Below are 23,450 nucleotides of genomic sequence, written 5' to 3' on the forward strand. Positions count from 1 at the left end.
TCATCCTTTCTATGTACTATTCTATAGTTCTATTTCTTTATTTCTAAGTTTTAATACTAAATCTAATGCTTTTTGAAATTTTTCTGTATTTCTAAAGCTATATACTTTCTTACTATCATCAAATTTATCTTCATATGTAAAAAAGTCTTCATGTGAAATATAACTAACTGTTACTGCTAAATTCTTACTTCTTATTACTTTAAAATCATTATTATTGTCATTGACATTTTCCATTATTAATCAAATCCTTTCTAAATTCATTATATTGTCATAAACAGAAGGGAGAGTGGCAGTGCCACGAACCCTTACTACATAGCATAGTAATAACAACCAAATGATTTTGCTGTAATTGCTACTTTATTATTTTTATTTAACATAAATCCATCAATTTTAATTTTATCTTTTCCTACTATTAATTCTTCATAATCATCGAACACTTTCATGTCAGTTAAATCTAGTTCATAAAATCCATTTTTATCTAAACCAGCTTGAATTTTATCTGTAATTTCTTTAACTATATCTGGATTTTCTCTACAATCGAATCTAATTTCTTTAATTATATCTTTGTCTTTTAAATCTCTTAGATGCACATTCTTAGCAGTATTTTCATTATAATTTGTTAACTTTTCAATCTTACTGTACTTTTTATATAAATACTCTAATGTCCCATTCTCATCTTCTATAAATACAATTTTAAGGCTTGGCTTAATATTATCTATATCTAAGAAATGTGGGAAGAATAAGTTAATTAAAAAGCTTTCTGAGCAGTTATCCATTGTAGCTAAAACTTGTGCTATTGTATAAGTGTCATATTGTTTTCTTGCATCATCTGCAATTAGTAAGTATTCTGCATCTAATTCTTTAAATAATTTAGATTTTTCTGCTCTATCATTTTTATGCTTTTCTCTAATTTTGCTAGATTTCTCTGAATAATCGTTATAACATATAATCATTTTTTCTTTACATTCTTCTAATTTATCTGCATCATATTTGTTATTTTCTAATAATTTTTTAAGTTGTTTTCCTTTATCACTTAACTCTTTATTATAGTTTTCTAAGTAATTTAATATATTTTTTTGTATTAGTTCTGCTGTTCTATCCATGAAATTTTTTGAGAATGATGAATAAGTTTCCCTTTTACCAATTTCCCATTTATATTTTCTATATTTTAAAAACATGGGTTTGTATATTCTAGTATCTGTTTCAGAGTTCTGGAATACTCTTTCAATTGGTTTAATGTACATATCTCTATCAATAATGTTCATAGTCTTGGGTGTGTCTATAACTAGCGAAGATGTATGTAGCAATGGATAAATATACACAATATCTTCTAAGAATTGTTTCTTTATTTGCTCTCTAACTATTTCATCATCTATCTCTCTATTAGTAGAATACATTAAATGTCCTGCTTCTATTAATTTCTTAATTGCTTCTTTAATTTCTGTATCGGTAGAATCTTTAGTAATTCCTTCAAAATTGTTTTCAGCTAATATTTCTAATACTTGGTTATAATAATAAAATTTGTTGCTATCAGGACTATAGTATTTAGGTAACCATTGGCTATTAGTATTTACGGTTGATGCCAGCATAGATACACTACCGATTAGATTACCACTTGGTTTCCAACTACAATAGAATTTTGCTTCATCATTATAAACATAAGGTACTTTTACACCATCAGAACTAAAGAAGAATGGTTTGTCTGTTTCTACAACACCTCGTTGTATAATCTCATTGTCTATAACTGTTACAGAGTCACCATCTGAATCCATAGACCCGCATAGGCTGTATATATCACTTTTTTGGTTAAAGTAAATTAATTCGCTAGATTTACAAAAGTAGTTATCATAGAAATTATTTCTAACAAATTCTATGTTATGAACTTCTGAAAATGCCATTAATGGATTTCTATAAATTGTTCTAACATCTCCATTTTCACATTTTCTATTATAGAATTGTCCTTCTGCTAGTCCATTTGTACCAAGTTCTCGAGTCATAGCAAAATTCATATAGGAAATTGGATCTATTGCAACGTAACAATATTGTGCTTTTGTTGTTACTTTTCCAGCCGCAAGACTTCTTACTTTCTTTTCTATCATCCTTTTTATTTGCATTTTTGTTGTTTTAAGTTCTACATTATTTTCATCTAATTGTATTAACATAGCTGTTTTATCCGTATGATTTAGTTCATTTTCATTGAAATCCACATCATACTCTGCTGGATTTTCCTCGTCATATTCAACTTTATTTTTAGTTATGTTTCTAAAGAATAGATTTACATAGTCGGCATTTATTTTAAATTCTTTCTTCTCTGCATCTGCGTCTTTAACAGAATAAGGTTTAACTAATTTTCTATACAATATATAGTCTTGGTTTGCTAATTGATGATATTCTTTATCGGTTAGTGCTAATACATTGAATAATTGATAACATAATGTTCTATAGTCTGTTAAATCTGCTTCTGGCTTATTCACTTTAGTTATGTATAATTTATTTAATAGATTGTATGTATTTATGTCTATCTCAGTATTATATTTTTCTAGTTTTTCCTCTATAAGTTCCATACCATATGTGTCATTTTTAACTATTATATCTTTCTTAGCATCCTTTACTTCTTCTGCAAATAAATCAGCTAGTTTAACCATAGATTCATTTAATAGGAGTGTGTTGTCTGTAACTTCTCTCCATTTCCCGTACATATCTTTTAATTCATAATGCCCATCAACTTTTTTGCAATATTTATTTTCATCAGCAATTGTTGTATCTTCCTTATAGAATACGTCTAAGTATTTTATAATATCAAATCGAGTTATAAGTCCTTTTATTCCAATACCATAACCTCTTATTATTGCAAAATCTATGTCGGTTCTGTTTAAGGATTGTCCTATTTGTTCAAATACTGATGGGGTAGCTATTCCACCGCCATCAAATACGTCTATATCACCATTAAAATCATAGTCTTCTAGGTCATATTCTATAGTAGGTTCTTTAGTAATTTCACCTGTTTTTTCGTTTGTTATTTCAACTTCAATTTCTTTAGGAATAACAGTTTTATAGGTTCTAGCAAATTTAATACTAGCACTAGGTAATATGATTACATTAGGCATATCAATCTGAGTTATGAGCGTGCTTGTTGTTAATCCTAATCTACTTAAAACTTGCTTATTTACATATATTTTTTTATCATTTAATATATTAAATTGTTCTAAAGACACTATGTTCTCAAACCATTCTACAAAACCTTTTAGATCTTCTCTAATAAAGAAAGCTTCACATTTTTGGTTTTCTTTTTCATCTTCTTGTTTCATTCCCGAAGGAGTTGCAAACCAACCTAGATATTTTTCTTCTTCTAATTCTATTCCATCAAACCACTGTGATTTTGCTGTGTTTTCATCGCTATTAAGTGTTACTTTTATAATGTCGCTCACAAATTCATCTTCTTCAAATGTCTTGTTTTTATATGTTTCTAATGCTTTTATTAAAAATGTGTATTTGTCTTGTTTTATATAGTTATCATCAGTTAGAGTTTTCTCTATAACGATATTAGTCATCTCATTTATATTTTTTTGTTCTAATTTTAATAATTTTATTTGCATTAATAATTCCTTCTTTCTATTCATTCTATTTTAAATCTGCAAGTAATTTTCTATTTGATAGTGACAGTATGTCCATAACTGACACACTATTTTAATTTTTTAATAAATTCTTGACTCTGTTCTTTTAAAATTAACAACTTTTCTTTTACCTTTTTTAAATCATCCACGCTGAATGTTATAATTTCCTTATCCTCTATTAAACTGAATATATCATCCGTTTTAATGTCTATATTTATATCTAGATTGTTATTCTCTCTACTTTGAACACCAATCCATTCATAATCGCTACAATCCAATTTAAATCTACTTTTATCCTGTAGTAAGGTTAATTTATTTTCTATAAATGGTTTGCTTTGATCCCAAATCATTTCTCCTATTTGACCCTTTTTGAATATAATTTCTTCTTCAAATCCGCTATCATAATATGACAAATCTCCATTTTCTAATATTTCAAAGTTTCTAGAATATTTATCTTTTCCGAATGTGCTTATATCTCTAATATAATTAGGAGCTATCACTTTACAATCTAAAGCGAATCCACTCCATTTTTGAATTATTTCATATTTTATTTCTGCATTATAGTCCTTTATTTTCTGGTTCAATTGCTCAATGTCTTCTATATCTGTTATAACCTTATCTATATCTTCTATAACTCTTTGTTCCTTATTTTCAGCAGCCTTTATAGCATCATTGATTGCTTTTTCTTTTTGTTCTTTAATAAAATCTTTTGGTAATCGATCTTGCTTTCCTGCCGTTGCTAATGCTATTGCAAAACTAGCACTTGAGACACTGTTTCTTATGTTATCCATAACCTCATATGTGATTGTCTTTCTAAGGATTTTAACTTTTTCTAATTCTTCTTCCAATATCCAAAATGATGCTCCAAGTCCTGCTATTTTAATTGCTAAAGGTTTTAAAATCCCCTTCGCTTCTGTTTTTTTAACCTTTAATTGTTTTAATTCTTCCAATTTTAAAATATCATTTAATTTGTAATATACCTTATCATTTAATATTACTTTTATCAGTTCATTTTTTGTCATAGTTATTTCCTTCTTTCTTCATTCATATTATTTTTATTGCTTCCACCAAAAGCAGTGAAGCGTAGTGGAACGTAGCGAACTATATAATGTCTCGATAAAATTTATGTTTTAAGTGGTGTGGAGTAGGAACTTGTCCTACTCTTTCCTATCTGATATTTATTCTATTATGACCAGTATCTGCTCCAAAACATTCTCTTAATAACTTTTCTTCTAATTTTGTAAATTTAGAACCATCTTCTTTTTTATATTCTAAAGTATCTATATTCCAGCTATGCTTATCTCTTGATATTTCAATTTTGTTACATTCACCATTTTTATTAAAATTAGCTTTAAAACAAGTTCCTACGTAAGCATATCCGCCACATTTATCTCCAGATTGATAGATATATTCAAATTCCAGACCACATCCCTTTAATTTTTTTGTTATAAATTCAGCTTGTGAAACGGTATCTATTATATCTTCTTTGGATAATATTCTCTCTCTAGCACCCTTTTGTACTTCTTCAAGTTGTTTTTCTAAATTATTTAATATTTTATTTATCATTTCTAATCTCTCCCTTTTATCTATCCATTAATTCATATTTTAAAATTCTTATTGCTTGATAATTGCTTATTTCTTTACAATTTATATTAAACTCAAAGTAATCCCACAAGTTCATAATTTCACCATTCTTGAATTTAACATACCAATCTTGTTCTCTGTAGCCATCACCATTTATACAAGTAACCCCTCTATCCTTGTCCATAAGTTCTTCACAATATCTGCATCTTATTTCTTTTGACAACAATGCTTCCCACACTTCATCATCTGTAGGATCTTTCTTAACACTTAATAATTTATAATTGTCATTATCAATTTCTTGGAATATACCAACACATACTGGCTCATATGCATCCAATGCTTCTGTTACAAATCCATTTAATTCATCTATCATTTCTTCATCATTTTTATGTTCAAAAGCTTCTACATTTCTAAACTTTAAAAAATCTTTTTCTTCTTCACTATATACTGTATATGTTATAAATTTTCTATCCTTATCTATAACTAATACAATAGATGGATCACTGCAGCTATGAATTAATTCCACTACTAAATCATTAATAGTTTCTCCATCTTCAAGTTTCACTGAATTTTCCTTTGTTTCATTGTTAAATAATAGTTTATATCCTTTTATATTGTTCATTAGATCATTTATTAATAAATCTTTCATTTTATATTTCCTTCTTTCTAATTATTTTTTAATTTTTTTTGGTAAATATCTTGGGAAATAATTTTCTTAAAACACTGAAAACAACCCATTTTTAGCACATGCGATTCTCTTATCTTTGTTATTTCAAGACTTAAGACGCATATTAAAGAAATAATATTGCCCAAAAAGTGTTGACTCAGTATACCTTTAGATGTATAATTTGATTATCAAATAAACATTTTATCCACTTTTCTTACTTTGTATCGGAACTGCATACAGATAACAAAGTATTTAATGTCACAATATTCAATTTTCCAAGATCGTTATGTCATGTTAATTAGTGCGAATAATTAACATTTCTTAAAAAAGTCTATAAGAAATAAACCTAAGCTAATTTTAATTATATCGTTAGCTTTTTTGTTATGTCTACTCCACATATATAATACAAATTCAAACTTCCATTTGGGTACTTTTTACGACTATAGCATACCATATTTTTCATAAGCTTCTGCTAATTCATCCATCCAAGAATCATCTTCTTCTGATGAATAATACTTGTCTACTATATTATTTCTAATACTGCCCAAGAGAAAAATCATATTATCTAAAATTTTTAACAACATATTCTCACCTCCTATTTTAAGCAACAAAAAAAGCTACAAAAATTTAATAACAACAACACTTTACATAGACATATAATATTAACCTTAAAGTTTATTTTTGTATAGACTCCTAGCTATAACATAGATAGAGCATAACGCAATTTTAAACGTAATACACCTATAGCTTTAAATATAGAGTTATACCTGTTAAATTTTAAATAAACAATAATGTATAATATTAAACTAAAATTTTTCTTCTATGTATGCAAATTAATGCAAATCGTTGTTACACTTAATTTCTGTAACATCACTATGGATTTATTGTATTACAATAATTTAAATAAGTCAACAATTTTTTTACATAAAATGAAAAATATTTTATAAAATACTGTTTAATTGCTATTTCAGACTATTTTTTACAATCTTAAAGCACATAACTTGGCACCGTCTACTAATTCAAAAAGCATTAAATTTTCATGGTCACACCACTTTGCATTTTTAAATTTGTTATATAGATCATCATAGTCATTTGTTCCACTCACTTCAAACAACCTATCCCAAATTTCTTCTTCAGAAAATCCATATAAAATTTTAGAATCATCATCTTCACTAAAGCACTCTCCACTTTTATAGTGCTCCAACTTACAAAAAGCCATATCATTTTCCCACTCAATTTCGTTAACAATTAGACTAGTTAACTCCATCCACCTACGTTCTTTTCTTTGCTTTGTTATTTCACTTAATTCTTTTAACATAATATCATCCTCCTAAATATTGATTTTAAGTAATAACTATGCTACAATCATCTTGTTGAGGGATGGCGGTAGCAATTTTGTTACTGCCTTTTTTATTTTACCTTGTCTACATTCATTATTTTATAACGAATATCGTTATAAGTCAATACTTTTTACGTTTTATTTAAAATATCTTTTCGTTTTCTATTGATTTTATTTTGCAAATGGTATATAATAACTTATGAGGTGGTAATTAATATGATAAACTTTAAATTGCATATCAGATTAGCTGAAAAAAGAATGAGTCAAAAAGAATTGTCTGAGGCATTAGATATAAGACTTCCTACTATAAGTGCATATATAAATAACAAAGCTAAACATATTCCTATAGAGCATTTGAATAAGTTCTGTGAATATTTTGATTGTGGGCTTGATGGTATAATCGAATATATAAACGATGAAAATGAAAAATAGAAGCCTTGAGATCGAGGCTCCTATTTTCTTACACAGAAAAAGGACAACTCATAGAGAAGTACTTTATTTTTTTTAATTATTCAATAATAAATCTTTTTATATCTCCTGGAGTAATCTCAGTATCATCAATAAGTATCGCTCCTACTGTTTGTGTTTGTTTAACCGCATCTAACAGCTTTTTATGACTATCGTAGACTTCTTCTTTCCCATTTATAATTAATTTTTTCACATCTTTACAATAAATAAATGTACCATCCTTTAATTCAAATACTCGTTGCATATCAGCAAAACCTACCCTTCAATTTTCTTTTTATAAAATTCACATAAACTTTCAAATTCCCATCCAGTCTTGCGTTGATCTTTAGGAAAAGAAAAACCTTGAAATACATACATTAAATTGCCGTTATTGGTATTATGTTCTATGGATACTGAGTTGTTGTTTATAGTAGCTATAACTAAATCCATAACTTCTTTACTATATTTCATAATCCTCACCACCTCTCATATAATATTAATTATGTTATTATCCTCTACCTGAACCTATCATATTCTCACCTTCTCTCTTATAAAGTATTAACATCAGAATATTTTATTGATTATATTATATTTTCTCTTCATTCTTTTTCTTTTCAGCTTCAATTTCTTTAGCTTTAGAAAAATCTATCACCTTAGCTTTTTTAGGTTGTTTATTTATTATTTCTTTTTCATAACTACCAAAATCCCACGGATTACCAGCCATATATCTCATACCTCCCCATATAAATATTGATCAATGACAATTTATCACTTTTTACACTTTATAAATTCAACATAATTACTAAAATCCCTTTATTTTCTATAGAAGTATTTAGAATATTATAGTTTTGATTGCTTTTAACATTCTATTTACAGTCTTTAATACAACTAGAGATATCATCAATAATATCTGCAAGTTTTTCTCTTAATTCTAACGAATCATCAATTTCTATTGCTTCAAACTTATACCAAAAATCCGATAATTCTTGTTCTATCATAGCTAATTGTGTTTTTATTGGCTTTTTTTCAAAAGACTTAGAATCAAACTCAATGAATCCAAAATGTTCTTTAGCGTTTTTTAAACATTTAAATGTTGCATACACTTCATTTCCAGTTTCTATATACATGTGACACTTTTTACATAAAGTTATTAAATTTTCTTCTTTATGTGAACCTCCCATTCTTTGTGGAATAATATGATGAACATCAAGATTTACATCATATTCACAAACAAAACATTTTCTATTATCTCTATTCTTAACTTTTTCTTTAAGTGAATCAGTAAATCCATTAACGAGTCTGTAATCAATCGTATTATCAAGATTTGCAACTGCTTCTTTCCTCTTATTTACCAATACACTTACTCTATCTGATATTATATCTTTAAGATTTTTTTCATCGATTTTGTCTTTTTTATATATTTTTTGTCTACTATGATATTCTGTTCTACAATCTAAACTACAAAAATATTCTTTCATTCCTTTATATTTAAAAGGCATCTTGCAATTCTTACAAATACTTACTTCACTCTTTACTGACCCATAAGCAATTCTACATTCAGGAGAACAAAACTGCCTACTGTTTTTTGATATAAAATTTTTTCCACAACTTTTACAAACACGTCTATATAAAATATTCTTACATTCATCACTACAATAACCTTCGTTGCCTTTCCTAAAAAAAATTTTTCCACAAACTTTACAAATATCTTTTTTGCATTCTTTACTGCAATAGGCTTGATATCCCTTACTCATGAATTTCTTTCCACATGTTTTGCAGACATTTTCTTTCATATTTTTTTTACATTCTTTTGAACACCATGTTATTTCCATATTTGAACTTTTTATTTCCTTATCTGATATCCAAAATTCCGAATTACATATTTTACATTTTCTCTTTAATATAATATCTTTTTTATTAATATCCTTAAAACATGTTCCACAACGTTTACCATCAAAAAAATCTTTTGGTTTAATATATAAAATCAAATTACATTTTTTGTGGTAAAATTTAACATATGATGTTAATGAATAATAATCAGATAATACTTTATATTCATCCCCAACTAATAAATTTATTTTTTCTTTAAATTCTATATTTTTATTATTCTTTTTACAAGTTGGGCAATGGCATATATTCCTCGTAAAAAAATTATTAGAATTCATAATCCAAATACTCTTACAAACATTATGTCTAAGTTTTATCTTATTAGTATCATCAAAATATTTAAGTAAAGAATATTCCTTTCCATAAAGTGATTCCATTCTTTTATTAATTTCATCAAATGAGAAAATTTCCATAACATATAACCTCCGAGTACTTTTTTAATTTTATAGCTATATATTATGAAATCCCATCATATTTATACATTTAGTTTCATTTAATAATTTTAACTCCATTATAATCGTTATATATTTTATTTGCTCAATATATCTTCGATTTTCATTTTATCACATTATATTTTATCTTTTCTTAAACAATTTCTCTATTTTAGCCATTGTTGATTATTACAAGTATCAGAGATCATTAACACAATCTTAATTTTTGTACTAAAAACCCAGTAAAATTGCCTGTAACGCTAGTATTTATGCCAGTTTCAAGTTCATAAAGTAATTTTTCAAACTTAATTATATTTTATTTGCATCATTTATTAATTTTGACGCACCCTAAAACCGCATTCCTGTGTTTTACTAATGTGTATCATCCAAAAGAATATAAACAAAATATAATTAAGTTCAAAAATTCAAACAAAACAAAAAAGACCAAGAAATTTATCTCCTCAGTCTAAACTATTAATTATATTTTAAGAAAACATTTATATTAAGTTAAGATTCTTGCCATAATACTGTCACAAAAGACTTTTATAATAAAAACATAAAGTAGTTAAAGCATTATTATTTACCCCTTAAATATAACCCAGTATTCAGGATAAGCTTATTACTCCCTAGTAAGTTTATCCTTTTTATTATTTCTATTAGCCCATATCTTAATCATTTGAACTATAACACATCCAGATATTATTCCCATGGTAAAAATACATCCTAATTCTATCGCTCTCATATCAAACACCTCGCTTTAGTTTAAGTATTTACATATTAGAATTGTTATATTCTAATTTTCTACTTGACTTTGGTTATTGCCAAGGAAACAATGTTTTAGATTGAAAGGTTTGAGCAAAAAATTAATTTACCTATAAGCTACCAAAAAAATCAATTCTTGATAGCTCATAAGTAAATTAACTCTAAAGCTAATGTTTTGAGTTGAATAGGAATCGCTTTAAATCTTTGTTATTAATTACATTTCTGTATAAGCAGTTTTACCAACCAATACTTGTCCTAGTTGTTGAATTACTACTCTTTACCTGCCTTTAGACACCAAGTAACCACCATGCCTATTTATTTATAAGGGTATTGGTTGGCACTCACCTACGTCATATAAACACCTTCCTAGCATTTATAACAAAGATAATTAATACTAGCCTTATATGACATGGTTATTTTATGCATCAGCTAACCAAACTTACTAGGATTATTATACTTGTCCAAGTGCATAGCAAGTAAACCATACAAAAAAAGTGTATAGCAAATAAAACTATTGCAATTCCCTATTTTTTCAAGTAAAATAATTATATGACTTATGAACCTTTCTACTTGTGTCACTGTCGTTATTGATACTTTCGTAGGGGTTCCCAAAAGTTTTATAAAACATATTAAGTTTTAGGCAACTAGATACTCTCCAAAGTACCTAGTTGTTTTTTATTGTAAACTATCTATAATCTTTTTTAACTGTTCAATTTCAGATTCTTTCTTTGGTATAAATCTTTTTAACCTTTCATCTTCTGATTGTTTATATTCCTCGATTTTTTCCTCTAAATACTCTAATCTTAAATTTAAAGCTAATGAAATTTGATTAAATTCATCTAAATCTACTGTTATAACTCTTTCAGAAAATCCATTAATGCTTTTATCATGATTAATATTCACTTCCATATAAAACACCTACTTTCTCATATTCATAAGTGGACTTGTTTTGATGCTTTTAGAAATAATATCAGCATCTTGTATAGATTTGAGATACCGAGTGGTTATTTGAGTATTCTCGTGACCTAATAAGCGTGATACAGAATATACGTCATTTCCAAGTCTAAGTTGTTTCTGAGCGAAGTAGTGCCTGCAATCGTGAGGTGAACACCTAATTTCATTTCTTACACCAGCTTTCTCTCCACATATCTTAACAACTCTTTCAATAGGTGTTTCTGATATAGGCAAAAAATATGTTGATAATATTAAATTAGTATCTTCATTTATAACTCTATCTTTAAATTTTTGATTTCTTGATCTTTGATATTTCATTATTATCTTTCTTGTGTATGGACTTAATGCTATAAATCTATCTTTATTTCCCTTCCCTTGCTCTATAAGTAATGTATCCCCTCTTATATCCTTATCTTTAATATTTCGAAGCTCCATGCAACGAATACCTGTATCTAGAAATAATGCCATAATACATCTGTTTCTAAGATTTATAAAATCATTACCTTTATACACATTCATCATTTTATATACTTCTTCATCTGTAAAAGTATTAATTACAGTTTTCTGTTCTTTTACCCAACTCATCTTTAATGTTGGATTCTCTTTAATTATTTCTTCATCAAAAGCATATCTAAAAAAAGCTCTCAAACATTTTATTACCCTATTTATATAAGATGGTTTATGTTCTGTTTCCTGAAGATAATGAATATATTTCTTCAAATAAATAACCTTTACTTTATCTATTTCTTTAATATTTAATTCAGAATCTAACCATTTCATTAATTGAACATTATTAAACTTGTAACTTATTATTGTTTTTTTACTATAATTTTTGATTTCTAACTCCATCAAAAACTCTTCTAAAACTTCTTCTATAAACAAAAAAAACACACCTCCTAAATTAATTTAAGAAGTGTGTTATACATAATCACTTTTATATTCAATTTTAATAGAATCATTGGTAATAAGCCATTTGCATCAATTATTATAAAATAGAGTTCTCCCCGTACATTCCTACTCTTAATTATTTCAAAATGTCACCTCAAAGACCCATTCAATAATATCTACAGTATTCGAATCTCACCATTCTCGAACTCTCTTTACACTAAGCTATATTATCTACTATTCTTATCACTGGCTTTATTTAAATTCTTTATGTGTTAAACATATTTTTCTATTAACGAAATTCTAACATATGCATTTGCTTTTTGCAATACTTTTTTATAAATATTCCCAAGAAAAAGTGACTAGAAAAAGGTTCTAGTCACAAGGGTTTATTAAAAGAGTATCATATAAGGGACTATGATATTCCATCTATATTTTATCATATTTAATAAAATTATACCATACTAGTATAATATAATTTTTAAAATATTTAACCCTTTATGTCACATTTTAAAACTTATTTATTGTATAACTTAACACAAATTATATTTTTTTATTTTAAAATTAAATTTTTATGAAATATAGTTTAAATATCATGTTTATTGATATAATAAAATAATATGTTACCCTAAAAGTACGGAGGAATTATATGAAATACAAAATTATAATATTTGATGCAGATGATACTTTATTCGACTTTAAAAAGTCTGAAAGAGAAGCATTTAAAATCACTATGGAAGAATTTAATTTAAAATATGATGAAAATTATCATTTTAAAATCTACAAAGAGATAAATACCACCTTATGGAAAGACTTTGAACTTGGAATCATTCCACAGGAAAAAATAAATGATGTAAGATTTAAAATATTTTCTGAAGCTTTAAATATTAAATTTGACACTGATAAATTTGCATGCTCATATATTAATAATTTAGGCAATGCTTCTTTTTTATATGAAGAAAGTACAGAGCTTATAAAATTTTTATATAAAGATTATATACTCTTTATAGTTACTAATGGTTTAAAAGAAGTCCAAAATAATAGAATAAAAAAATCTAACATAGCAAAATACTTTAAAAATATAATAGTATCTGATGAAGTTAAAGTAGCGAAACCAAATCCTAAAATATTTGAATATGCTTTAAAAGATGTAGCTAATACTCCTATTGATGAAATATTAATAGTTGGTGACAGCCTAAGCTCTGATATACAAGGTGGAATAAATTTAAAGGCAGATACGTGTTGGTATAATCCTAATAAACTTGAAAATAAAACCACAATTACTCCTACATATGAAATTTCTAATTTAATGGAACTGAAAGATATTTTGTATAAATAGATATGAATAAAAAAAATTAAATTTTTATCATTTTATTTAATTTCCTGAATATAATAAAAGAGTGTCAGCATTAATTTTACTTAGTGGTTTTATAGAAAGGATTTTAATAATGAAAACAGCATACGACCTATACCAAAAACTAATCGAAATTATAGCAGATATTGAAGAAACTTTAAATGAAAAATCAAAAATATCAAATACTAGAATTTCTAATACTTTAGATAAAAAAATTGATTCACTTGAAAGTGAAATGCGGGAAATTAAGGATAAACTTAAAAGTATTCAGTTAAAATAATAAGAGGAGCGCTTTAAATTTATTATTTATTTTAAAGCGCCCCTCTACTTTTATGCCTCAATATTTAAATGTAATACATATCATCTCTACTATTTTTCCTATAATCATTAGCTAAATCCTCTAAAGTTATTGAATTAAAAAATGAGCTAATTTTGTTATTAATAACATTCCATAAATTTTCACTTATAAAGTTTTCTATATCATTTTCATCCTTTTCTATATCTATTAAAAGTAAATCTCCTTCTAAGACGCTTAAAATATCTCCAATAGTAAATTCTCTAGCACTTTTAGCTAAAAAATATCCTCCTTGTGCACCCTTTTTTGCATTTATTATTCCACCTTTTCTAAGGGCTGAAAATATTTGTTCTAAATATCTTTCTGAAATTCCCTGTCTCTCTGAAATACTTTTCACAGTTACCATATCATTTGAAGAATATATACATATATCTATTAAAGCTCTTAATCCATATCTTCCTTTTGTTGAAATTTTCATAAACTCACCTTCTATTTGCCTTTCTTATTAATTACAATCTATTTACAAATTAATCTTCATAAAAACAATTAAATTTATAATCTCTCTTTAGTATACCTATAATTTTACTATATATTAAATTTAACATATTTTAATGTTTTGTAAAGTGGTTTTTCATAATTTTCCGTAGTTTATTGACTTTTATAATTAGATACATATATTATATAACATAGTGCTAAACTAAAACTAATATTTTTGTTAAAATTATAGTTGTCTACAATTTAGCACATTTAATTATGAAAGGTATGAACAAAATGAATTTTAATGAATTAGGACTAAATAATAATTTAATAAATACAATAAAAAATACAGGAATAACAAATCCTACACCTATTCAAGAGCAAAGTATTCCTTTAATTAATAATGGAAAGGATATTATTGCTGAAGCTGCTACTGGAACTGGTAAAACTCTTGCTTTTTTGCTACCTTTATTTAATAAAATAAATTCAAACTCAAAAGAAATTCAAGCTCTTATATTAACACCAACAAGAGAACTTGCTATTCAAATTACAGCAGAAGCTAATAAGCTAAAGGAAGCTAATAATATTAACATTTTAGCTACCTATGGCGGACAGGATATTGGATCACAATTAAAAAAGTTGAATAATAATGTTCATTTAATAATTGCAACACCTGGAAGACTTTTGGATCACTTAGAAAGAAAAACAATTGATTTAAGTAAATTAAAAACTTTTGTTTTAGACGAAGCTGATCAAATGCTTTTTATGGGCTTTAAAAATGAAGTTGAAAAAATTATGAAGGAAATGCCTAAAAAGTATCAAATGCTTTGCTTTTCTGCAACAATGGATTCAGCAGTAAAAAAATTAGCTTATAGATATATGAATGATCCAAGTATTGTATCTGTAAAAAAAGAAGAAGTAACTTTAAGTGCTATAAAACAAGATGTAGTTGAAACTACCGATAGAAATAAACGAGATGCTTTATGTAAAGTATTAGATGAAGATAATCCTTTTATGGCTATTATTTTCTGCAGAACAAAAAGAAGAGTTGATGAACTTGAAGCAGTTTTACATACAAGAAAGTATAATTGTGTAAAATTACATAGTGATATTCCTCAAAATAAAAGAGAAAGAATAATGAAATCTTTTAGAAATGCTGATATTCAATATTTAATTGCAACTGATGTTGCTGCAAGAGGTTTGGATATAAGTGGTGTAACTCATATTTATAACTACGATATACCAGAAAATGTTGAAACTTACATTCACCGTATAGGTAGAACAGGAAGAGCTGGAGAAAGTGGATATACTTGCATGTTTATAGACCCTAAAAATATGCGAGCACTTGAAAGCTTTGAGACAACTATAGGTTTTAAAATTCCTAGACGAGACGTAATAATATAATTAACATTTTCCTTCAATTAAAATAAGCAGTAAATAAATTTTTAATACAAATTTATTTACTGCTTATTATTATAGATTAATTCTTTATTCTATAAATTTAAATAACTCTAAATTTACTTAAATTGAAAATGTTCATAATGAAAATCACCCAAATTCATCTTGCTATCTTTAAATTGCTTAATTAAAGCATCTCTCATTGGCTTGGGTCCACAAAAATAAACATCTAATTTTTCCCTTGAATCCACATGCTTACTAATTACTTCTACTGATAAAAATCCTTTTTCTTTTGAATTAAATAAATGAAGCCTTAAATTATCTCTTGTTAAAGCTCCTAATTCCTCTGTATAAGCCCCTTCTTCTTCGTCATTATATGCATAAAAGAAATCTATAGAGAAATCCTTAGGCACCTTAGCTTGAGAAAAACTCCTAAAAGGTGTTACTCCTATTCCTCCAGCTATCCATATTTGATTTTTTAAACCTGCTTTATAATCAAACTTTCCATGAGGTCCTGATACTGTAAACTCATCATTTACTTTAAGGGTATCTAGTAAATTCCTCGTATCATCGCCTAAAGCCTTGATTGTAAATTGTATTTCTCCATTTTTAGGAGCTTCACTTATAGTAAAAGGATGTGATAATAATTTATTGTCTTTATCTAGTATTTTTATAAAAGCAAACTGGCCTGGTTTAAATTTCATCTCTCTGCCTAAAGACTCACCTGTTATTTCAAGAGTTTCATTAGCTACAATTTCTAATTTCTTAACTTTATACTTATATTTAAATGATGTATTCTCATAAAAGAATATACTATAAAAAATTGATATTACACCTATACAATTTATAATATCCAACCATATACTAAATGGTTCTATAGAAAAAATAGCATATGTAGCGCTTCCATAATAATGATAAATTCCAAATGCATATGGAATAATCATAAATTTATGAATCATTTTCCATCTTTCATAATTTAGCTTTTTAGCCAAAAGAGCAATTAACATAATTATTATAAAAAGATACATACTAAATGCTCCATACATGGCATATGGGTCTCTTGGGATTGGTATTCCCTTAGATTTCTCGATTCCTTTACCAATTTCTATTGTTATATTATGTATAATAACTAAAATAAGTGCTGAAATGCCCATATACTTATGATACACATATGACTTGTCTAAGCCTTGAAATAGATAATCTAAAATTTTATGTCTTGTAGAAATAAAATTAATAAAGCTAAATGCTACTAAGGCAAATGCAGCTATTAGTTGAGAATATTCACTCATAACAGAAATTTCTCTTGTTGGTATAGCAACTAACCATAATAGCCAAGTTATAATTATACTAAATAAAATCACTCCAATTCCTACTCTTTTTTTCATTTCAATTCACTCCTTTATCCTTTGTAATAAATTACTTATTTATGTATTTATTATTTGTGTATCTCAATACAAAACAACTTTTTATCCTTAAATAAGATGAATACAGACCTGCTATAAATATTATGAAAATAATACAATTGAATAATAAATTTATTGTATTAGCTTCGAAACATTTATAAATACAAGCAATTCCTGGAATAATTAAGAATATGGCAGATACTATTCTCCCAACCCTATCAAAAACAAAAGGCTTGTCTACATTACTACTATAACGCTTTATATAATTTGATGTAATTATAAATTCCGTAAATTTAAAACATACAAATCCTAAAAACCAAAAAGGTAAAATTTTTAAGTTTACTAATATTACATAAGATAAAATTATATATAGCAAATCAGCAGCTACATCTAATTTAGCCCCTATTATTGAAACTGAATTAATTTTTCTAGCAATTTTTCCATCTATAAAATCAGAAATGCAAATAGCAAAAAATAATATAATTAGGTTCATCGTCATATCTATTCCATAAACATACTGTTCTTTGATTGCAAATATAAAAATAAAAGTCATTATTATTCTTGTTATTGTAATTATATTTGGTATGGCTCTAAACATACATTTCATAAGACCTCCTATTCTTTCATAATAACTTATGCAAGTCTCTCACATAATTTTGATATAACTAAATTTAAAAATACTATATTATCGAATTTAAAGTATATTATGATGTAACACGATGATAAACAACCGATCTAACTAGATTTTATTATTAAAAAATAATTATTATTGATCATTCTATCACATTTTTTTAAATTCGTCATATATTTTTGTAATTATTTATATAAATCTCCAGCTAAATTCAATAGTTTTTCAAAATCCTTTATTATATATCCCTCTTTGTTTTTTATTAAAATTCCTTTTAAACAAAAGTTATTTAAGGTTCTGTTTAGATGCCTATAACTTGTTCCAAGCAATTCTGAGATTTCACTGTAACTTTCTCTAAATTCAAATTCATTATTCCTTTCATCTATGTTGTTAAAGGCTAGTATATAACTAGCTAATCTATTTTCAAGTGGATATAATAAATTAATAGAACTATTATTACTGTTACTCGTAAGCTTGTCACTTAAATACTCACATATATTCAATAAAAATTTACAATCTTTTATTAGTACTTTTCTCACAACCTCAAAGCTAATACCAATACAATATGTATCCTCTATTGCCTGTACACTACAATCCGTAGGATTATTCCGTATAAATTCAACATCACCTATTATTGTTAAAGGGGTATAAAATGATATTAATAATGATTTCCCATTTTCTAAATGTTTAGATACTTTAGCTTTTCCTTTAACTAAAAAATACATATACTCCAATTGTTCTTCTTCCTTACATATATACTCACTTTTATTAAATAGATATAAATTCATTTGCCCTTTCATATTCCCTGTAAATAATTTTTCCATTTCATATCTTTTAATATACTCTTCAATTTCTCTATTATTTTGAATTTTTTCCAACTTTATTCTCCTTTTATCTTTATTTTCTTTATGGTAATTGCTTAAAATAATTACAATCTGATACTAACTACTCAAATTATTTTTCTTAACATGACATGTGTCCTATATCTTATTACTTATAATACCATAAACTATAAGTAATGTATGAAATCATATTTTTTTGATTACTTTATTGCATAAAAGTCTAAAATTTCAATTTATATTATTTTTCTAAATATATATCTAAGCTTTTATGAAACTATAAATAATAAGGAGATGTTTATGTATAATTTTTTATCACTGTTAATTGGAGTTCTTATTACAATTATGATAACCTTCAACGGTGAATTATCAAACAAATTAGGAAACTATTCTGCTTTGGTAATAATTCATTTAGTTGGTTTTCTAATTATTTTTCTAATATTACTGTTAAAAAAAATAAAAATATCATTTAAAAGGGAACTGCCTATATATATGTATAGTGCTGGTGCAATCAGTGTTTTTACTGTAATGTTTAATAACTTAAGTTATACAGCACTTGGAGTATCTATACCTGTGGCATTAGGTCTTTTAGGACAATTACTAACTTCACTGGTCTTTGACCATTATGGATTATTAGGTATGACTAAAATCAAATTTGACAAGAAGAAAATTATAGGATTTATAATTATATTGGCTGGAATATCTATTATGACATTTTTATAAAATCATAACTGATAAATCATGAGAGTATTAGAATTAAAAATTTTTAACACAAGGAGGATAAATATATGTTTGCTATTATTATTTCCATAATTTCTGGTTCTATTATTGTAATTTCAAGAATACTCAACACTAGACTTTCTGAAAAAGTAGGTTTGCTTGAATCTAGTTTTTATAATTATCTAACAGGTTTATTATCAGCATTAATTTTATTTGCATTTATTAAAGATAGCTTTACTTCATCTCAATTGGCCTCTATCCCAATTTGGGCTTACTTAGGAGGTGCTATAGGAATAATTATTGTTATATCATCAAGTGTTGTAACCCCTAAAATGTCTTCATTTTATATAACTTTAATAATATTTATTGGACAGCTTTTTTCTGGAATAATTATTGACTGCTTAACTCTTAAAACAATGCCATTGCAAAAAATTGTAGGAGGCTTATTGGTAGTTTTAGGTTTAGGATATAATTTGTACATAGATTCTGAAAAGAATGAAATCATCGTAACTGATTAAATTAAATTATTAAGCCGACTTACTTATTTATCAATTCTTGGAGTTCCTAGCTTCAAGAAAAATATATTATTAGTATGTTTCTTAAATCTTTTTTGTAGAAAAATAAAAAACAATATAGTAATTAAAAAACATAAAACTCTTAATTACTATATTGTTTTAATTATTCATTTAAATCAAAAATAAATATTTCTATTTTTTAGCTTCCATCAAAAACTTACCTAAGTCCTTGTCCATTCCAGTAATATGACTCTTCCACCAATTTGACATTTTTTGCTGAACATTTATAACAAATAATGCTGACACTCCAGTTGTCTCAAAAACCTTTCTTAATTCCTTAAGTTCTTCCTTAAACTCCTCATGCTGAGTATGTTGCTTATTATAGTTAGGGTAACTATTTTTCTTTTGAATGGCTTCTTCATCGTCAAAATGCTTAATTACATATTCTTCAAGAAAATTCAAAGACTTAATTGCTTCATCTTTTCCCTTTCCACTTTTCATCGCAACTAACAATTGATTAATACGACTGAATAATTCTTTATGTTGGTCATCAATGCTGTTAATTCCTGTTGATAAATTATTGTCCCAATTTAAATTCATAAAATCAACACCTTTCACAAATTATATACAAATTTATGCTCTAACTACATTTTAGCAAATTCAAATCTTAATATCATTACATTCCATTCTTTATCTTTTTACAAAATCCTTTATCTTTTTTCCTATTTCCATATTCTAACGTAAAATTAATGTCTTAAATTGATATACTCTCTTTTAATATAAGTTATTATGTAAAATGATTTAACAAATACATGGATTTTTATTCAACTCTTTACCACCAGTTGTTTTTACTATTAATTTATTGAATTGCATCTAAAATTTATTTTCAATTTTTCTTCTGCAGATTTAATAAAGTCAATCCTTTTGTTTCTTTCCAAAATATATGCTTTAATAGAATCTATATGTCTCTTCTGAATTATTGGGTCTTCTACAGGATTAGCAATGGCATCTTTTAATATGTTTCTAGAATTATTAAGACCACCTTGTTGACTTTTAAGCCTTCTTTGTAGTATTGTTTCTAAATTCGTTAAAAAATAATTATCTTTTTCATCTCCTTCTCCAAATCTTGGTTCAAAGGGGTAATTATAAAAAAGTATTTTATCAAAACCTAATTCACGTTCAAAAGGATCATTATCAATAAAAACAGCATAGTGAACTACTCTATTAAGTTTTGTATGAAACACCTCTTTTATTGTAAAAGGTTCGTAACGTGCAATAGTATTTCTTATTATTAATGAATTTTCTTTTATTTTCATAATACCTCCTCCCTATTACTTAAAATTTTAATGCTATAATTTATATTCAAATATTCTTTTGAAACCATAGAAAAAATATACTTTTATCCAACAACAGTTGGAGTTTTCATAAATTGATTTACTGCAATCATATTTATGAAAAATAGAATTACAATCAATGCTAATATAACAATTATTATGTGTTTAAATTTTATTTTCATTTAATATCCTTCTTTACATTATTACTGCTCTCTAATTATTATCAAACTGATTTTTCTACACAATTATATTATATACATAAAAATAAAAACTCACCATATTATGTCTATACAATAAGTTTTTCTTATATTAAACTTATGTAATATAAAAACTTCACTCTATAATCCTTTGTTTAAATCTACATAAAAAATGCCTACATTTATTAATAAAACATGAGCATTTATATTTATATTATTTATACTTTTAATTTGCTTATTACATTGGCTTTAAATTCGAATTAAGTCTATTTATTATTTTTTCAAGCCTTCTCTTTTTTGCATCATCTGACTTAGCATCAAAATACAATCCAGTATAATTTCTTCTAACAGATGGAGACATAGAATTAAAATTTGTATATGCTGGTTCAATATCTTTTAATAATTCTACTAACATTTGCACCTGCTCATCTTTTATAGGTTCTGGTTTGGGCACATCCCACATTCCATTTTTCTTTGCTTCTTCAATTTTATCTCGCCCCAAATTCGTCATTAGACCTCGCGCTTCAAGAACTTTTGCAAGACTTTTATTTTTCTCTGACCACTTGCTCCCTTTTCTTCTTAATGCAAAATATTTTAAATACTTTGTTTCATCTATACTTTGCATTTGACCATCAATCCACCCAAAACATAAGGCTTCTTCCAAAGCTTCACTAGCTTTAAGGGTTTTAATGCATGGATTCTTACTAAACACCAGCCAAACCCCACCACTTGTAGTGCAATTGTTATTTAGCCAATTTCTAAAATCTCTTCTTGTTTCAAACAGTATTGGTTCCAAAATTAATTCACCGCCTTTTATACTTTTTTTGTAAGGATTATAATCTACTATTAAGCAAGCTTCTCAATAAATATTGAAAATGTTTTTGCCAAATAATCTATATTCTCAATATTTTTTATACTTGGTATATGTACAAATATAATTTGAGTATTAATGTTATTTTCACAAATATACTTCAAACCAGTGTAAAATATATTATTGCATAAATATTTACCAGCATTATTAGAAATTTCAATATTAAATCCATTGTCCTTAAGAAGTTTTTCTAATTTATCATATTTATAGCTGGTTATTAGTTTGTCCCCATCAACACAGGCCTTTTTCTCTAAATATATAGATTTTACTTTTGGTTTTTGTCCAAATATTATAATAAAGTCATAAAACTTTTTTTCTAATTCATCTTTTAATTGATTTTTACTTGTTTCAAAGCTATTTACTAAATATATTTTTTGAAAAACATTTTTTCCTTCTATTTTATCTATAATTAATTTTGCTGAATTAGTATCTCCTCTAAACCCACCAACTAAAACTTTCATATTAACCCTCCTTTAAATTTTATTACAATAGTTTGCATAACTCATATAATATGATTATATTTTTGCACCCTTTTCAATATAAATCTAATTATTTCTATTCTATATCTTTTTGATAATAAATAGTATTTACAATCATCAATATTAACATTATTGTTACCACAAAAATTTCAAGTGGGTTCTTTTTATTTAAATACTCTATTATTGCAATTACAGAACATATTATTCCACCAATATAGATGATAATTAATTTAGCTTTTCTTTTATTATTACCCATATTAAATTCTCCCATTTACAATTATAATTTTAAGAAAATCCTGGCAAACTAAGTATAAGTTCGTCATATTTTTAAGAAGATTATGCATACTCCTATAAAAAATATCTTAAAACT

At 25.9% G+C, this 23,450-nt stretch carries 29 protein-coding genes; 6 read left to right on the top strand and 23 right to left on the bottom strand.

The window, feature by feature from the left end; translation table 11 throughout:
• Positions 1-21 precede the first annotated feature (21 nt).
• From GXK56_RS02980 to GXK56_RS03010, 7 genes are all read right to left on the bottom strand, one after another.
• Entirely contained in the window at positions 22-234 is a 213-nt protein-coding gene (locus tag GXK56_RS02980; protein ID WP_160684753.1) for a hypothetical protein, read from the bottom strand.
• 74 nt (positions 235-308) lie between these two features.
• The gene (locus GXK56_RS02985) at positions 309-3,596 is read right to left on the bottom strand and encodes a hypothetical protein (RefSeq protein ID WP_207710252.1); all 3,288 of its coding nucleotides are present in this window, start codon (positions 3,594-3,596) and stop codon (positions 309-311) included.
• 86 nt (positions 3,597-3,682) lie between these two features.
• Entirely contained in the window at positions 3,683-4,636 is a 954-nt protein-coding gene (locus GXK56_RS02990; RefSeq protein ID WP_160684759.1) for a hypothetical protein, read from the bottom strand.
• A gap of 145 nt (positions 4,637-4,781) precedes the next feature.
• Entirely contained in the window at positions 4,782-5,180 is a 399-nt protein-coding gene (locus GXK56_RS02995; protein WP_160684762.1) for a hypothetical protein, read from the bottom strand.
• 16 nt (positions 5,181-5,196) lie between these two features.
• Positions 5,197-5,847, bottom strand: coding sequence for a hypothetical protein (locus tag GXK56_RS03000; RefSeq protein ID WP_160684765.1), 651 nt, complete (start codon positions 5,845-5,847; stop codon positions 5,197-5,199).
• Positions 5,848-6,305: 458 nt separating this feature from the next.
• Positions 6,306-6,449 (bottom strand): hypothetical protein, encoded by a 144-nt coding sequence (locus GXK56_RS03005; RefSeq protein ID WP_160684767.1) that lies wholly within the window; start codon positions 6,447-6,449, stop codon positions 6,306-6,308.
• Positions 6,450-6,844: 395 nt separating this feature from the next.
• Positions 6,845-7,183 (bottom strand): hypothetical protein, encoded by a 339-nt coding sequence (locus GXK56_RS03010; protein ID WP_160684769.1) that lies wholly within the window; start codon positions 7,181-7,183, stop codon positions 6,845-6,847.
• 237 nt (positions 7,184-7,420) lie between these two features.
• On the opposite strand from GXK56_RS03010, the gene GXK56_RS03015 reads away from it, so the two are divergent.
• A complete protein-coding gene (locus tag GXK56_RS03015; protein WP_160684771.1) occupies positions 7,421-7,636 on the top strand; it encodes a helix-turn-helix transcriptional regulator in 216 nt (71 codons plus the stop codon).
• Between the two features lie 76 nt (positions 7,637-7,712).
• Here GXK56_RS03015 and GXK56_RS03020 read toward each other — a convergent pair whose 3' ends face one another.
• The 7 genes from GXK56_RS03020 to GXK56_RS03045 all read right to left on the bottom strand — a co-directional run bounded on the left by GXK56_RS03020 (position 7,713) and on the right by GXK56_RS03045 (position 12,567).
• Positions 7,713-7,916: a hypothetical protein gene (locus GXK56_RS03020; RefSeq protein WP_160684773.1), complete on the bottom strand. Its 204-nt coding sequence runs from the start codon at positions 7,914-7,916 to the stop codon at positions 7,713-7,715.
• Between the two features lie 11 nt (positions 7,917-7,927).
• Positions 7,928-8,122, bottom strand: a complete 195-nt coding sequence (locus GXK56_RS03025) for a hypothetical protein (protein WP_160684775.1) — start codon at positions 8,120-8,122, stop codon at positions 7,928-7,930.
• A gap of 115 nt (positions 8,123-8,237) precedes the next feature.
• Positions 8,238-8,375: a hypothetical protein gene (locus GXK56_RS03030; RefSeq protein WP_160684777.1), complete on the bottom strand. Its 138-nt coding sequence runs from the start codon at positions 8,373-8,375 to the stop codon at positions 8,238-8,240.
• Positions 8,376-8,517: 142 nt separating this feature from the next.
• Entirely contained in the window at positions 8,518-9,951 is a 1,434-nt protein-coding gene (locus GXK56_RS28030) for an HNH endonuclease (RefSeq protein WP_160684779.1), read from the bottom strand.
• Positions 9,952-10,588: 637 nt separating this feature from the next.
• Positions 10,589-10,711, bottom strand: a complete 123-nt coding sequence (locus GXK56_RS28495) for a hypothetical protein (RefSeq protein WP_279283039.1) — start codon at positions 10,709-10,711, stop codon at positions 10,589-10,591.
• A gap of 695 nt (positions 10,712-11,406) precedes the next feature.
• On the bottom strand, positions 11,407-11,640 hold the full coding sequence (locus GXK56_RS03040; RefSeq protein ID WP_160684781.1) for a hypothetical protein: 234 nt from the start codon (positions 11,638-11,640) through the stop codon (positions 11,407-11,409).
• A gap of 9 nt (positions 11,641-11,649) precedes the next feature.
• Positions 11,650-12,567: a tyrosine-type recombinase/integrase gene (locus GXK56_RS03045; RefSeq protein ID WP_160684783.1), complete on the bottom strand. Its 918-nt coding sequence runs from the start codon at positions 12,565-12,567 to the stop codon at positions 11,650-11,652.
• Positions 12,568-13,219: 652 nt separating this feature from the next.
• Between GXK56_RS03045 and GXK56_RS03050 the strand changes: the two genes are divergently transcribed.
• Positions 13,220-13,909 carry a YjjG family noncanonical pyrimidine nucleotidase gene (locus GXK56_RS03050; RefSeq protein WP_160684785.1) on the top strand — a complete coding sequence of 230 codons (690 nt, stop codon included), beginning with the start codon at positions 13,220-13,222 and terminating at the stop codon, positions 13,907-13,909.
• 109 nt (positions 13,910-14,018) lie between these two features.
• Positions 14,019-14,204 (top strand): hypothetical protein, encoded by a 186-nt coding sequence (locus GXK56_RS03055; protein WP_160684909.1) that lies wholly within the window; start codon positions 14,019-14,021, stop codon positions 14,202-14,204.
• A 64-nt stretch (positions 14,205-14,268) separates the two neighbouring features.
• On the opposite strand, the gene GXK56_RS03060 is transcribed toward GXK56_RS03055, so the two are convergent.
• Positions 14,269-14,697 carry an Rrf2 family transcriptional regulator gene (locus GXK56_RS03060; protein WP_160684787.1) on the bottom strand — a complete coding sequence of 143 codons (429 nt, stop codon included), beginning with the start codon at positions 14,695-14,697 and terminating at the stop codon, positions 14,269-14,271.
• A gap of 293 nt (positions 14,698-14,990) precedes the next feature.
• Here GXK56_RS03060 and GXK56_RS03065 point away from each other — a divergent pair, with 293 nt between their 5' ends.
• On the top strand, positions 14,991-16,100 hold the full coding sequence (locus GXK56_RS03065; protein WP_160684911.1) for a DEAD/DEAH box helicase: 1,110 nt from the start codon (positions 14,991-14,993) through the stop codon (positions 16,098-16,100).
• A 113-nt stretch (positions 16,101-16,213) separates the two neighbouring features.
• On the opposite strand, the gene GXK56_RS03070 is transcribed toward GXK56_RS03065, so the two are convergent.
• The 3 genes from GXK56_RS03070 to yeiL form a co-directional block, all read right to left on the bottom strand.
• Positions 16,214-17,479, bottom strand: a complete 1,266-nt coding sequence (locus tag GXK56_RS03070) for a ferric reductase-like transmembrane domain-containing protein (RefSeq protein ID WP_160684790.1) — start codon at positions 17,477-17,479, stop codon at positions 16,214-16,216.
• Positions 17,480-17,510: 31 nt separating this feature from the next.
• Positions 17,511-18,104: a CDP-alcohol phosphatidyltransferase family protein gene (locus GXK56_RS03075; RefSeq protein WP_160684793.1), complete on the bottom strand. Its 594-nt coding sequence runs from the start codon at positions 18,102-18,104 to the stop codon at positions 17,511-17,513.
• Between the two features lie 209 nt (positions 18,105-18,313).
• Positions 18,314-19,003 (bottom strand): transcriptional regulator YeiL, encoded by a 690-nt coding sequence (gene yeiL, locus GXK56_RS03080; RefSeq protein ID WP_160684796.1) that lies wholly within the window; start codon positions 19,001-19,003, stop codon positions 18,314-18,316.
• 261 nt (positions 19,004-19,264) lie between these two features.
• Between yeiL and GXK56_RS03085 the strand changes: the two genes are divergently transcribed.
• Positions 19,265-19,687, top strand: a complete 423-nt coding sequence (locus tag GXK56_RS03085) for a DMT family transporter (protein ID WP_160684799.1) — start codon at positions 19,265-19,267, stop codon at positions 19,685-19,687.
• A 65-nt stretch (positions 19,688-19,752) separates the two neighbouring features.
• On the top strand, positions 19,753-20,202 hold the full coding sequence (locus GXK56_RS03090) for a DMT family transporter (protein WP_160684802.1): 450 nt from the start codon (positions 19,753-19,755) through the stop codon (positions 20,200-20,202).
• 189 nt (positions 20,203-20,391) lie between these two features.
• Here the strand turns inward: GXK56_RS03090 and GXK56_RS03095 are convergent, their stop codons facing one another.
• From GXK56_RS03095 to GXK56_RS03115, 5 genes are all read right to left on the bottom strand, one after another.
• Complete coding sequence (locus GXK56_RS03095; protein ID WP_160684805.1) at positions 20,392-20,799, bottom strand: hemerythrin family protein; 408 nt, start codon at positions 20,797-20,799, stop codon at positions 20,392-20,394.
• 254 nt (positions 20,800-21,053) lie between these two features.
• Positions 21,054-21,515 carry a hypothetical protein gene (locus tag GXK56_RS03100; protein ID WP_160684808.1) on the bottom strand — a complete coding sequence of 154 codons (462 nt, stop codon included), beginning with the start codon at positions 21,513-21,515 and terminating at the stop codon, positions 21,054-21,056.
• A 453-nt stretch (positions 21,516-21,968) separates the two neighbouring features.
• Positions 21,969-22,526 (bottom strand): YdeI/OmpD-associated family protein, encoded by a 558-nt coding sequence (locus tag GXK56_RS03105; RefSeq protein ID WP_347707930.1) that lies wholly within the window; start codon positions 22,524-22,526, stop codon positions 21,969-21,971.
• A gap of 50 nt (positions 22,527-22,576) precedes the next feature.
• Positions 22,577-23,062, bottom strand: a complete 486-nt coding sequence (locus tag GXK56_RS03110) for a hypothetical protein (protein WP_160684811.1) — start codon at positions 23,060-23,062, stop codon at positions 22,577-22,579.
• A 94-nt stretch (positions 23,063-23,156) separates the two neighbouring features.
• Positions 23,157-23,336 (bottom strand): hypothetical protein, encoded by a 180-nt coding sequence (locus GXK56_RS03115; RefSeq protein ID WP_160684814.1) that lies wholly within the window; start codon positions 23,334-23,336, stop codon positions 23,157-23,159.
• Between the last annotated feature and the right edge of the window lie 114 nt (positions 23,337-23,450).

It is taken from the genome of Clostridium sp. C2-6-12 (assembly GCF_009928485.1).
Lineage (GTDB): Bacteria > Bacillota > Clostridia > Clostridiales > Clostridiaceae > Clostridium.

Coding starts and splice junctions, on each gene's coding strand:
- GXK56_RS03100 (WP_160684808.1), bottom strand. CDS start 21,515: ATGAAAATAAAAGAAAATTCATTAATAATAAGAAATACTATTGCACGT.
- GXK56_RS28030 (WP_160684779.1), bottom strand. CDS start 9,951: ATGGAAATTTTCTCATTTGATGAAATTAATAAAAGAATGGAATCACTT.
- GXK56_RS03050 (WP_160684785.1), top strand. CDS start 13,220: ATGAAATACAAAATTATAATATTTGATGCAGATGATACTTTATTCGAC.
- GXK56_RS02985 (WP_207710252.1), bottom strand. CDS start 3,596: ATGCAAATAAAATTATTAAAATTAGAACAAAAAAATATAAATGAGATG.
- GXK56_RS03010 (WP_160684769.1), bottom strand. CDS start 7,183: ATGTTAAAAGAATTAAGTGAAATAACAAAGCAAAGAAAAGAACGTAGG.
- GXK56_RS03040 (WP_160684781.1), bottom strand. CDS start 11,640: ATGGAAGTGAATATTAATCATGATAAAAGCATTAATGGATTTTCTGAA.
- GXK56_RS03110 (WP_160684811.1), bottom strand. CDS start 23,062: ATGAAAGTTTTAGTTGGTGGGTTTAGAGGAGATACTAATTCAGCAAAA.
- GXK56_RS02990 (WP_160684759.1), bottom strand. CDS start 4,636: ATGACAAAAAATGAACTGATAAAAGTAATATTAAATGATAAGGTATAT.
- GXK56_RS03075 (WP_160684793.1), bottom strand. CDS start 18,104: ATGAAATGTATGTTTAGAGCCATACCAAATATAATTACAATAACAAGA.
- GXK56_RS02995 (WP_160684762.1), bottom strand. CDS start 5,180: ATGATAAATAAAATATTAAATAATTTAGAAAAACAACTTGAAGAAGTA.
- GXK56_RS02980 (WP_160684753.1), bottom strand. CDS start 234: ATGGAAAATGTCAATGACAATAATAATGATTTTAAAGTAATAAGAAGT.
- GXK56_RS03085 (WP_160684799.1), top strand. CDS start 19,265: ATGTATAATTTTTTATCACTGTTAATTGGAGTTCTTATTACAATTATG.
- GXK56_RS03055 (WP_160684909.1), top strand. CDS start 14,019: ATGAAAACAGCATACGACCTATACCAAAAACTAATCGAAATTATAGCA.
- GXK56_RS03015 (WP_160684771.1), top strand. CDS start 7,421: ATGATAAACTTTAAATTGCATATCAGATTAGCTGAAAAAAGAATGAGT.
- GXK56_RS03060 (WP_160684787.1), bottom strand. CDS start 14,697: ATGAAAATTTCAACAAAAGGAAGATATGGATTAAGAGCTTTAATAGAT.
- GXK56_RS03005 (WP_160684767.1), bottom strand. CDS start 6,449: ATGTTGTTAAAAATTTTAGATAATATGATTTTTCTCTTGGGCAGTATT.
- GXK56_RS03090 (WP_160684802.1), top strand. CDS start 19,753: ATGTTTGCTATTATTATTTCCATAATTTCTGGTTCTATTATTGTAATT.
- GXK56_RS03020 (WP_160684773.1), bottom strand. CDS start 7,916: ATGCAACGAGTATTTGAATTAAAGGATGGTACATTTATTTATTGTAAA.
- GXK56_RS03030 (WP_160684777.1), bottom strand. CDS start 8,375: ATGGCTGGTAATCCGTGGGATTTTGGTAGTTATGAAAAAGAAATAATA.
- GXK56_RS28495 (WP_279283039.1), bottom strand. CDS start 10,711: ATGAGAGCGATAGAATTAGGATGTATTTTTACCATGGGAATAATATCT.
- GXK56_RS03115 (WP_160684814.1), bottom strand. CDS start 23,336: ATGGGTAATAATAAAAGAAAAGCTAAATTAATTATCATCTATATTGGT.
- GXK56_RS03025 (WP_160684775.1), bottom strand. CDS start 8,122: ATGAAATATAGTAAAGAAGTTATGGATTTAGTTATAGCTACTATAAAC.
- GXK56_RS03065 (WP_160684911.1), top strand. CDS start 14,991: ATGAATTTTAATGAATTAGGACTAAATAATAATTTAATAAATACAATA.
- GXK56_RS03070 (WP_160684790.1), bottom strand. CDS start 17,479: ATGAAAAAAAGAGTAGGAATTGGAGTGATTTTATTTAGTATAATTATA.
- GXK56_RS03000 (WP_160684765.1), bottom strand. CDS start 5,847: ATGAAAGATTTATTAATAAATGATCTAATGAACAATATAAAAGGATAT.
- GXK56_RS03095 (WP_160684805.1), bottom strand. CDS start 20,799: ATGAATTTAAATTGGGACAATAATTTATCAACAGGAATTAACAGCATT.